The organism is uncultured Algibacter sp., from assembly GCF_947487575.1.
GTDB lineage: Bacteria > Bacteroidota > Bacteroidia > Flavobacteriales > Flavobacteriaceae > Algibacter_B.
The window spans coordinates 134,909-146,809 of the sequence record NZ_CANKXG010000009.1; the positions used below are offsets into that span (position 1 = coordinate 134,909).

The 11,901-nt window shown below is 29.6% G+C and carries 10 protein-coding genes; 4 read left to right on the forward strand and 6 right to left on the reverse strand.

Annotated features, from left to right (window positions below; translation table 11 throughout):
* Positions 1–48 precede the first annotated feature (48 nt).
* On the reverse strand, positions 49–1,128 hold the full coding sequence (locus Q0870_RS11715; RefSeq protein WP_298555701.1) for a DUF2971 domain-containing protein: 1,080 nt from the start codon (positions 1,126–1,128) through the stop codon (positions 49–51).
* Positions 1,129–1,132: 4 nt separating this feature from the next.
* On the reverse strand, positions 1,133–1,777 hold the full coding sequence (locus Q0870_RS11720; protein ID WP_298555702.1) for a hypothetical protein: 645 nt from the start codon (positions 1,775–1,777) through the stop codon (positions 1,133–1,135).
* Positions 1,778–2,154: 377 nt separating this feature from the next.
* Between Q0870_RS11720 and Q0870_RS11725 the strand changes: the two genes are divergently transcribed.
* Complete coding sequence (locus tag Q0870_RS11725) at positions 2,155–3,603, forward strand: toll/interleukin-1 receptor domain-containing protein (RefSeq protein WP_298555703.1); 1,449 nt, start codon at positions 2,155–2,157, stop codon at positions 3,601–3,603.
* Positions 3,604–4,375: 772 nt separating this feature from the next.
* Here the strand turns inward: Q0870_RS11725 and Q0870_RS11730 are convergent.
* The 4 genes from Q0870_RS11730 to Q0870_RS11745 form a co-directional block, all read right to left on the reverse strand.
* The gene (locus Q0870_RS11730) at positions 4,376–5,647 is read right to left on the reverse strand and encodes a hypothetical protein (RefSeq protein WP_298555704.1); all 1,272 of its coding nucleotides are present in this window, start codon (positions 5,645–5,647) and stop codon (positions 4,376–4,378) included.
* Positions 5,648–5,662: 15 nt separating this feature from the next.
* Entirely contained in the window at positions 5,663–7,117 is a 1,455-nt protein-coding gene (locus Q0870_RS11735; RefSeq protein WP_298555705.1) for a DUF3360 family protein, read from the reverse strand.
* 266 nt (positions 7,118–7,383) lie between these two features.
* Positions 7,384–8,697 carry a DEAD/DEAH box helicase gene (locus Q0870_RS11740; protein WP_298555706.1) on the reverse strand — a complete coding sequence of 438 codons (1,314 nt, stop codon included), beginning with the start codon at positions 8,695–8,697 and terminating at the stop codon, positions 7,384–7,386.
* Between the two features lie 116 nt (positions 8,698–8,813).
* Positions 8,814–9,062 carry a cold shock domain-containing protein gene (locus Q0870_RS11745; protein WP_363317961.1) on the reverse strand — a complete coding sequence of 83 codons (249 nt, stop codon included), beginning with the start codon at positions 9,060–9,062 and terminating at the stop codon, positions 8,814–8,816.
* Positions 9,063–9,246: 184 nt separating this feature from the next.
* Between Q0870_RS11745 and Q0870_RS11750 the strand changes: the two genes are divergently transcribed.
* The 3 genes from Q0870_RS11750 to Q0870_RS11760 all read left to right on the forward strand — a co-directional run bounded on the left by Q0870_RS11750 (position 9,247) and on the right by Q0870_RS11760 (position 11,760).
* Complete coding sequence (locus Q0870_RS11750) at positions 9,247–9,816, forward strand: Crp/Fnr family transcriptional regulator (RefSeq protein ID WP_298555707.1); 570 nt, start codon at positions 9,247–9,249, stop codon at positions 9,814–9,816.
* 68 nt (positions 9,817–9,884) lie between these two features.
* Positions 9,885–10,625: an acyl-CoA desaturase gene (locus Q0870_RS11755; RefSeq protein ID WP_298555708.1), complete on the forward strand. Its 741-nt coding sequence runs from the start codon at positions 9,885–9,887 to the stop codon at positions 10,623–10,625.
* A 205-nt stretch (positions 10,626–10,830) separates the two neighbouring features.
* Positions 10,831–11,760 (forward strand): M23 family metallopeptidase, encoded by a 930-nt coding sequence (locus Q0870_RS11760; RefSeq protein WP_298555709.1) that lies wholly within the window; start codon positions 10,831–10,833, stop codon positions 11,758–11,760.
* Positions 11,761–11,901 lie beyond the last annotated feature (141 nt).

Sequence of the window (11,901 nt, forward strand, 5' to 3'; positions counted from 1 at the left end):
TTATGACTCGTCCATTTATTTAAGACTAGATATTATTATGGTTAAATTTTAATTTAAAATTTCAAAAACATTAGTTCTTTCCAATTCATATTTTTGAATGCTAATTTTTTTTATTTTTAGTTTTTCCTTTGTTCTATATAACTGCAACTTTTTATCATCATTAAATTCATATTTTACTCCAGAATAAAATAATTTATTGCTTAAATTATCGCATATATAATCAAGGAGCATAATTATTTCTTTTTTATTCTTTTTGGGAGAAATCGAGAATTTTGTATGTGCCTTATTCCATTTAATAAAAAAATCTTCTCCATTAAAAAAATCAAAACCAAACATTATCTCTTCTACTAAATTTGAATCATATTTTGCTTTACGATTACCTGGTATTCCAGGATAATCAACTCTATTATTTGTTAACCCCATTTTTCTATTTGGAACTCCCATTTGTGGCTTACTATAAATAAAACGCCACTCATCTTCATATTGCCATTCAATATCTTTAATTGTAGCAGAATAAAAGAATGGAACAAGCATTTGTAAATATGGTGATATGTCAATTGGCTTAAGTTCATTAGAATAATTCATTGGAAACAAACCCATCAATGAACCATCTAGCTCTGCTCCTTTTTTTAGACTATTTTGTAATTTTTCTAAATCAAATTTTATCTTAAATCCTTTTTCTTTAGTATAATGAGGCCACATTAATGGATGACTTTCTTTACCAGTCATAGAAATTATTCCGTACATATTAGATAATATCTCCCAATAAGTTCCAATGTAAGTGTTACATCTATCCCTTTTAATATCATTATCATAAAGTTCTTTCAAATCTTTTTGACTCAACGAATCTTGATATAAACTTTCATATAATTTATAATCTAAAGGATGTTCTGTATACCATAGAAACGGAGAACAATCTAAAACATCATTAAGTTCAATTGGATGAGAAGCATATAAATATGAATTAATAAAGGAATCGATACTATATTCACTAATAGAATAATATTTAAATAGTTTTTTAGGATAAACTATATTATGATCAACCTTTATCTTGTCTTTTTCGGTATAAGTCTTATACTCTACTTCATATTTGAAGCCATTATGTTCGTAAAAATCTTTCTCAATCAAAATATTACTTGGTTTTAATTGCTCTTCTATATAGCTTTATTTCACGTTCTTTAAACCTGCCTCTGCCTTTTCCAAAAAACATTTGATAACTTATATAGATTGTAATTGCTAATGGAATAAACACCTTAAAATCAAATGAACCTTTAAAATCAAAATGATTTTCTAACAGCAATGAAATCATATTTACAAACCACATTAATGTAAAAAACAGGCTTATTAATTCATTAATCTTAGATACTGAAAAAGTCTTATTAGTTGTAACTGTCTTATACAATTTCCCTATAACCATATCTTCAAGTATGTCTACTATACTTTCCCAATGTCTTTGCCAAGATTTACTGCCTTTATTAATTAAGTACCAACCTAAAGATGTTATAAAACCAACACAGGTTGCGTAAAAAAGTGAATGATTTTTTTCTGAAAAATTAATAGTAGATAAAATTGCAAAATACCCAGCCAAAGCAACAGCTTGAAAAGCCCAAAAATAAACCGCTCTTTTCCAATAAAGTTCTATCTCAAACTTTCTTGAATCCCAAGCCATATTGAAAATCTCTTTCTTTTCTTTTTTCCCTAAATCATTGAAGTCATTTAATTCTTTTAAGAATTCTTTTTTTGAAATCTCCTTTGGGTCTTCTTTATCTTTTTCCAAATCAATTAATTTTAATTAAAAATATTAGTATTCAACTGAATATCTTTATAACATTCCAGTCATTGCAAATCAATTAAATCTATTAGGGAGAAATATTGTCTATCAAATATAACAATTTTTGTAGGAATTGTATTGAGGGAAAACCGTAAAAGTAAGTATGACAATAATTTAAAATCAATCTAAATTTTACGAAATCCTTTTATTTCGAAAGACCTATTCATTTTTCATATTATTAATTCTTAAATAATTTATTTATATTTAGACAAATTCTTTATATGATAGAATATTAATTCTTAAAAAAAGAGAGAATCAGGTATATGTCTTAATTATACCTATACCTGAGTGCTTTATTGCACTCAGGTTTTTTCTATATAAATATGTTTATAACAATCGTATATCCAATAGCAGACCTTCGACATTTGAAAAATGATCAAATACCTTTTTATGATTATTTAAAAAAAGTTCCTATTGATGAAAATAAATATTATTTTAAAAAAGTTGGTCTACAAAAGAAACGTTCAAGAGGTCCAATTGATTATTTAGATAATGAAGATTTCTATTTTGATGCTTCAAACTTCATAACAACAAGTCTAACTCAAAGTAAACCCATTTTCAAAAAATTAAAAGTAAAGTACGATTTTCGGCGCCTTTTTTATAATAGTCATGGTCCTTCTAGAATTGAAATTGGAATCAGATTCCTTAATTTTTCTAAACATAATATCGAAGTGAATTTTGATGAATTTATTGAGCTTATAAGTCAAATTAAAATTGCTACTAAAGATATTTCAATTGAAGAAAACAAATTTGATATAAAGAGTTCTGGAACTATTGAATCTGTAACCAAATCGATTAAAAATATTATTTGTTACTCACCAACTATAAAGGATAACTCAATAAGCAATGTTGATTCAATTTTTAAAGATATAAGTGATATTGAAGTATTTAAGCCTTTATTAATAATTGATTATAAAGATCACATATACCATAAACTGCCAAAATATAAGAAAAAAATAAATTTTAGTTATAAACTAAATTACAATACATACTATCTCAATAAAAACAGTAAAATATCTAACTTAGATTTATTTTTGTTAGAAAGAAAAAAGAGCATCACTAAATTCGATATGTCTGATTTTAGAGAAACTAGGTTGCATCTAATAAATTTTTACTGCTCATTTAAGTATGTAAACTTTCTAATGAATAAAGTTGAATTAAATATGGCAGATTTTAACTTTAATGTTACAACGAAAGTCGTAAATAGCATTAGACACCTATTTAACAGTCCGCTAAGTGATAAAACATTCAATATTAGCAAATTCTTTAATAAACATTTTACTGGATTTTCAAAGGTTAATGAAAGATTGTCCATTTATGATGGAAAAAACAACCCAAACATTAAGAACAGAATTTTCATAAGTTACGCTCGTGCAAGTAGTAAATACACGAATACTTTAGAAAAATTTTTAAAACACAATTCTGATATCTCGTACTGGCGTGATACAAATGATATTGATTCTGGTGAAAAATGGTTAGCAGAAATTAACAAAGGGATAGAGAATTCAAATATTGGTATTTTAATGTTGTGTCAAAACTATCTAGCTTCTAAGACTGTTATAAACGTTGAGTTACCTGCTTTACTTAAGTTATATGAAATGAAAAAAATCAGACTTTACACAATACTTTGTGAAGAATGTAACTATGAAAAAGAAGGTCTTGGCGTTATTCAAATGGCTAATACGCCATTAACTCCGATGTATAAATTACTTAAGGAAGGCACAGATAAAAGTATCTATAAAAAACTAGCAGAAACTATTAATAAAGGATAATCCATTCCACACACATTATGCTTCCCTCCTACGTCGTCGCATAAAAAGTATTCCATTAACATTGTAGAATAAATTTTTTAAAGAAACTGTAGTAACAACTTTCGCTTTTAACCAAAGCTCAAGTTACATAACGCAGAACATTATAATACAAATTCATTCCATTAAAATTAGATAGTTATAATGTAGTATTATGTAAAATATCCCAGAAAGTATTGTTTTCATAAGAAACCTTTGTACTTGGGTCATTAAACATTAGTAAGGTACTTCTCGTATAATTTTAATATTCTGTACAATTGTTCAAGTTTTTTTTAAATAAACGATTCACGAGAAACTTTACGTTTACAAATTTGTATTATAATTTGTCGTTATGTAAAATTGCCGCTGCCAATCGCTCGATTGCTTTTTAAAAATTTAAATGTTTCAATAACATTTATTTTTAAACACAATTTACCGCCGCTTGCCAACGCCAAAAAAAAATAATGCTAATGATGGTGTAAGCTATGATTTTGACATGGAAAATGTCGGAGACTTTTCTGCTGTTAAAATCAAGAGTGTTAAAAATACAATAAACTTTTTATTAAGGGAATATCTATTTAGTAGTAAATTACTATTCCATATACATTACACTTCCCTCCTATATCGTTGTATAAAAAGTGCTCAGTTAAAACCGCAGAGGAAACTTTTTAGAATGTTTTTTTAAAGAAACTGTAGTAACAATTTTCGGTTTTAACCAATCATAATAAGGAGATTCACTATTTATAAAAAAATCAAATTAAAACTTATAAGTAACATTTAATAAGAACTTTAAATTGTTTGCAGTTTTGTAGTTTGTTACTAAACCTTTGCTATTATATCCTGTTATTTCTTCATTTGTTACTCCATCTGGATTTCCTTTATTGTAATTGACAGATGAATATTCTATTTCAGTTCCTATTATGGTTGAACCTGAAATAAATATTAATCTTGGTGAAATACGCATCATATCTTTTACATCTCCCCATCTTCCTGTAAACGTGCTAACATCTACATTTTTAGAGGCTCCTAAATTTTTAGAATAGCCTCCAAAAACACCAGCTATAATTTTTTTTCCATTAGTATGAATATCTAACCAAGATGTAAAATTGTTATATGTTGTATATTCTACAATACCTTTAGTTATTTGCTCTGGAGTGTAGTTTTTGTCTATAGCTGCATAGCCACCCATCATGACTAGATTGTCATTATTCTGTCCGTAAATAACATAACCTTTAAAGGTAAGCAATGGTGAAGTTACTTTTGCAAATGCTAAAACGGTATTACTGTGTACTTTCTGTTTTATAATATAATTATTTGCAGTAACAATTTCAGGTCTTAAAATTTGATGTCCGTAGCCTAGTCCACCAATAAATGTATTGGTTTTATACTGTATTTGAAAATGAAGTTCTGGAACTAACGAGTTAAATTGTGCATCTACAGCGCCTTTGTTTGTAAAATGTCCATTGGTTAATTGGGTTAAGCTTAAGGTTGTTTTTCCAAGTTTATAAGAATATTTAAACTGAGGGTTTCTTGCCAGAGGATTAAATGGTGAACCCGCACCAAAAGAAACTGTTCCTGGGTAGCAATCAACAACAAATGTAGGATGCCAATACTGCCCTACTAATAGTTGAGACTTTTTCCAATCTAGTTTCACAAAGGCATGTCTTAGTCTAAAATTAAATTTTGAATCGGTATTAACTCCTAAAAAATCACCTTCAATCATGCCAGAAGTTTTTGCTCCAAAGGCATCTGGGCCTGTTATTTTTGTTCTAATTCTTGAATTAATTCCTACAAAATTAAATGAAGGTGTTTTGTTAATATCATTACCTTCGTCATCTAATTTAACAGGCTTAGGGGCTAATACAAACAAACCTTCTCCTCTAGCCGATATACTTTGACGCGTATTTAAACTAGCATCATTACTAATAAACCCACTAAATTTTACAGTAAATTTTGGCTCTTTTTTTTGAGCTATCAAAAACATAGGAATTGCTAACAGTAACATTATAATGACTATCTTTTTATCCATAACTGCCTTCATTTTTTAGAATATGCCTGGTATACCAGGAAGTTGACCTACTAAGGCTAGTGCTATAACGCATATTAAAAACATAACTCCTGGAATAATTAGTCGCTCTTTTAATGTTAATTTCTCTGCTCTTTCACGATCACCAATTAATCCTAAATTATCAAGTAGCATAGTTAAAGCCCACCCAAATACTGGATTAACAAAGGCACAGGCAAAAATACATGTACCAGCACTTAAAGAATCGTTTTGTTTTTTCACCATTTGCATTCCTGCTTCAAGCAATGGTAGAAACACACCAACTATTAAGGCTACTCTTAATACGGGTTCCCACATGGCTAAATCCATAGGATATCCAAAAACTGATGCCAGAATACATAATATTGCCGTAAGTATAGCGCCTCCAGGTATGGGTCTTTTTGCAATAGCTGCAGGAATCATATAGGTACCCCAAGAAGAAGCAATATTACCACCTCCTAAGAATGCTCCGACTACTTGTCTGATTGAAGAAACCGTCATGGTATCATCTACATCCATTAAAACATCTTTTGCTTTTTTTGGGTAATTCATTTCTTGAAAAACACGATGTCCTAGATAATCTGGAGACCACATAGCAACAGCTAAAATGGCAAATGGAATTACTGCAACATAATGCCCAAAATCTGGCCAGCCTATTTGCCAACCTGTATCTTCTCCCCACCACCATAGTGGGTTAAAATGAGGTAAGCCTGGCTCTGTAGTAAATTCAAAGCCAACGCCCATTATATAAGCTGTTATTCCTGCTATAGCAGAGCATAAAGGGATTGCCAACCACCTTTTTTTAATTCTTGCTAAATAGGCATAAACTAAAACGGTTATTCCTATAACCACAAAAGATACAGTACTTGCGTTTTCACTTGAAGCCCATAATTCAAACTTAGATATCTGACCTATTAAACCAACAGCTCCCAGGTATATAAGAAGTCCACCTCTAACACCAACGCCTGTCAATTCCATTAATTTAGAACCCCCTTTGGTAATACTTAGAATGAGTCCAAAAACACCTATTAATATCCCCAGAGCTAACGGATGCCCCCCAGCTGCTGCTATTATTGGTATTAAAGGAATCATAGGGCCATGAGTGCCTGCTAAATTTGCTCTAGGGTTTAAGATTGCAGAAAAAATGAGTACAAAAATACCGCCTGCAATTAGTAATTCGTATCTAACATTTTCTGCTACAAACTCTGGAGAAAGCCCAAATTGAACAGCAAAGGCAGCAACCATTGCTGTTACCATAACTACTTTGCCTATTGTGGCCGCTAGTGCAGGAACTAAATCTTCAAATTCTATATGAAAATCTCTAAAAGGTAAATGAATTTTCCACCTTCTGAATTTCATACTTAGCAACTCATGCTCTAAATAATCTTCTCTTTTTTCAAACTCACTAGATTTTTTACGATTCTGATTATAAGAATTTTTATTGTTTTTATTCATTGCTTAAATGGTTCTCTTTTTGAAACGACAAATTTACTTTCATAAATAACTTTTAAACATGAGAATTGTCAGGTTTGTGAATACTAACTAAAATTATTTCTGAAGACGGATAGAAATGAGATACTTATGCTTTTAGCTTTTTTAAGTTTTTGAGATTTTAAGATTTTAAAGTAAAATAAGGATACCTATTGTTGCTAAGTAAAAGAAGTATGTTCTATTAAAATTGTAGATATAGTTTTAGAAGAAAAAACAAGAAACCAAGGATTCTACAAAATAGTAACCCTTACCTTTTTCTTTTTTAACCTGGTATTATTTAGTTTTCCCACTAAATATTCCGCTTTAGATAAAGGTATAGCTACAAACGCACAGTCTTGTTTTAGCTCTATAATACCTAGTTCATTTTTGTTTATATTTCCTTGTTTAAAAAATAATCCAGCAATATCTCCTTTAGATATTTTATCCTTTCTTCCTCCAGAAATAAATAAAGTTTGCCAGTATTGCGGTTTATGCGGAGCTTTTTTATCAATATTAATACCTTTTACATTTAGAATAAACTCTGGTAAAAGTTGATCTTTCCATTTTAAAATATAAGCTGTTCCTTTAGCGTGCATTCTTGCTGTTCTACCATTTCTATGAATAAATTCTTCTTCATGACGGGGTAATTCATAATGAATAATATAATTCATTTCTGGTATATCAATACCTCTTGCTGCCAAGTCTGTAGCTAATAAAACTTGCGAGGTTCCATTTCTAAATGTAATTAAAGCACGTTCTCTATCTTTTTGTTCCATGCTGCCAGAAAAACAAGAATGGCTAATTTTATTACGCTTTAAAAAATTGCTAACAACATCAATACTATTTCTTAAGTTACAGAAAATAATACCTTGTTCGTTTCCAATATGTTCAACTAATTTTAATAATGTATTTAATTTATTCTTATCTGGAGATACTATAGTTTTTATAGCTAATTTGGAAACGCCTTTTTCTTTTAAATAATTGATAGTTATTGGCTTATCTAACCTAACAAAACCAGGGACGGTAATACCTTGAGTAGCAGAAGTTAAAATGCGTTTGTTTATAGTTTTTAATTGAGTTATAATAGCCTTCATTTCATCTTCAAACCCAGCTTCTAATGATTTATCGAATTCATCTAGTATAAGGGTTTTGATATTTTCTTTAGAGAAGCGATTAGCGTCAAAATGATCCAATATGCGCCCAGGAGTTCCTATTAAAATTGCAGGATTATGTTTAATTTCAATTTTATCTTTAGACATGGGTCTGCCACCATAAATCGCATTTACTTTATAACCAGAGCCCATTGAGCGTATAACTTGCTCAATTTGAATAGCTAATTCTCTTGACGGCACAATTATTAAAGCTTGTATATCTTTAGATTCGGGATTTAATACTTTTAAAAGCGGTAATGAAAATGCTAAGGTTTTTCCTGTACCTGTTGGAGATAATAATATGGTGTTAGTAGCTTCTTCGATTATAGGAATCGCTTCCTGTTGCATTGGATTTAAGGACTGAATATTTAATTTTTTTAAAATATCCTGTTGGTTTTTAATGCTTTGCACCATAGTATTTTTTTGTATTTTTTGCTAAAAAGCTAGATAATAACCTTTAGCCGAAATATTCAGCATTTCTGTCATAAAAAAACCATCAACTAAGATGGTTTTGTAATTTGTATTAAAACCTATTTTTTTATGACACGCACATTAACGGCAATCGGGCCTTTTGCGCTTTTTTCAATAGTAAAGGTTACTCTGTTTTTATCTCTAATTTTATCGATAAGATTTTTAGTGTGTACAAAAATCTCCTCACCAGAATCTTTAACAGTTATAAAACCATATCCTTTTTTATAATTGAAAAATTTCACCTTTCCTTCTTTAATGTCCGATTCTTTATTTCGGTTAAATAATTTATTTATAAAATTTCTAAACATCTTTTCTATTATTTTTCGTCTTAAGTCTGACTAAATAGTTCTTTAATTTACTAAAGTTGCAAAAATAGGTTAAAAAAAAGGGTTTGAAAAAAATACTTTAATTATAGCTGGCGCACTTTTAATTTTGTGTTATTAAATACATGAATCCTTATATTTACACTTTTAATTTTTAGGTCTATTAGTAGTGGAACAGATAAAAGCATATTTAGATCAGGTGGCAACCATCTCACAAGAAGATTGGGCTTTTTTTAAATCCAAATTACAGCGTCGTGTTATACCTAAAAAAGCTGTATTTTTAAAGATAAATATTATAGAGAATCATATTTCTTTTATAGAGTCTGGTGTGGTGCGTTTGTTTATTCCAAAAGATAACCCAGAAAAAGAAATCACTTTCGGTTTTAGCTTTAAAGACCAATTTGTAAGTGCTTATGATTCCTTTTTATCACAAACACCATCGGCATATCAATTGCAAGCTCTTACAGAAACAACTATTGTAAGTATTACTTATGATGATTTACAAACGGTCTATAAAACTACTCAAATTGGAAACTTAATTGGGCGATTAACTGCAGAACGTCTTTTTTTATTAAAATCTAAACGAGAGCAAAATTTATTAAACCTTACTGCTGAAGAGCGTTATATAAAACTTTTTAAAGAGCGTCCAGAACTTATAAAAGTAATTCCGCTAAAATATATCAGTTCTTATATAGGTGTTACAGCACAGGCCTTAAGCCGTATTAGAAAACGTTTGTAATTTATATTTATTGATTTAGGTTCATTGTTTAGAACATATTGTGCTATTATATTTGTGAAAAAATATATATGCTTGTTGTTCTGTTTGTTTTAATACTTTGGTATGGAGGTTTATTTTTTCAATCTTTCTTTTTACATCGTTATGCCGCACATCAAGTATTTACCATGTCGAAAACGATGGAACGTATTACCTTTATTTTAACGTGGGTTTTTCAAGGTTCTAGTTATCTAAGTGCGTATGGTTATGGTATTATGCACAGGATGCATCATGCCTATACTGATACCGAAAAGGATCCACATTCGCCATCGCATGATGCTAATTTATTTGCTATGATGTGGCGAACAAAAACCATCTACCAAGATATTAATAAAGAGCGCATTACTGTTGATCAACGTTTTACTAAAAACGTTCCGCAATGGAAAGGTTTTGATGGATTTGCAAGTTCTCGCTTTTCAAGATTACTTTGGATAGCAATTTACATTCTGTTTTTCGCTTTTTTTGTAACGGCTTGGTGGCAATGGCTATTATTACCAATTACGTTTTTAATGGCTCCAATTCACGGTGTAATTATAAACTGGTTTGGTCATATTTATGGTTATGTGAATTTTAAAATGAAAAATACGAGCAAAAACCTTTTTCGGTTTGATTTTTTGATGATGGGAGAAGGCTATCATAATAATCATCACAAATATGCTAATAGAGCTAATTTTGGTGTAAAATGGTATGAGATAGATATTACGTATTTAATTATAAAACTATTAAATACTTTAGGTTTTATTAAATTAAAACCAATTCCTGTAAAGAAATAATATTTGTGGGTGGTTCGGCTATTTTGTTACTGACTCACATCTTTATAAACTTGCATATTTGCTTTCATAAATAACTTTTTAAGTATAAGAATATTTAAGTTGTGTGAAATACTATGTTAATAACTCAAATATTAGAAATACTAAAACGAGGCCAATAATATTTAAATTCGCAAAACCTGAAAATTATATTTAATCAGTTTTTAGAATGAAGTTATTAATTGCTGCCTTACTTTTTCTTTTATCATTGAATGCTTCTGGCCAAAAGCGAATAAATGATATTTTAAAGCTTTCTAAAGCTATAGAAGCTATTGTTGCTGATTCTATTCAATCTGTAAATACAACAAAATTAGAAAACATTGCAAAACCTGAAAAACCAGATATTAAAGCTGAATATTGGAACCCTACTGTTTATAACCCTTATAAAAAAGAAATAAAACTTCAATTTCCATTACAATTACAGTTTGAAGATTCTACATACTGCTCTCCTATAGGAAAAGCTAAAGTGATAACTTCTCGCTATGGTTGGAGAGGTAGAAGAGCACACAAAGGTATAGATATAGATCTTATTACTGGCGACAGTATTTTTGCAATGCTTGATGGTGTTGTAAGAATGTCTAGATACACTAGCGGTCATGGAAAAACAGTAGTGATAAGGCATTACAACGGACTAGAAACGGTGTATGCCCATTTGTCGAAATATGGTGTTAAAGAAAATGATACTGTAGCTAAAGGTGCTTATTTAGGTAAAGGAGGCGTTTCAGGAAATGCCCGCGGTAGCCATTTGCATTTGGTTGTAAATTATAAAGGTATTTCTATAAACCCAGAATATTTATTCCATTTTAATGATAACAATAGAATTAGAGCCCAAGAACTTTGGGTAACTAAAAAATGGACACAACCTATTTTTCATAATTCAACAAGACAAAGCAAAATAAAACCTTTGCTTACTGAAGAACAAGCTATAGCAAGTTTAATTAAGCAGCGTTCTATTTACGTGGTGAGACCTGGTGATACTTTATCTAGAATTTCTAAAAACAATAATGTAAGTATTGCTTCTATCTGTGAGGCTAATCATATTAGACGCAACTCTGTGATTAAAATAGGACAAAAAATATTGATTGAAAAATACCCTTAATCAATCCTTTAGCAAAACAAAAGTTTTTTAATTGCCTTCTCAGAACAGATTCAATTTCCTTTGAAAAAATAAAGATAGTGTTTTGTCAAAAAAAACACTAAACAGTATTGAGTTAAAGCTAACTTTTATTATGGTTAATAT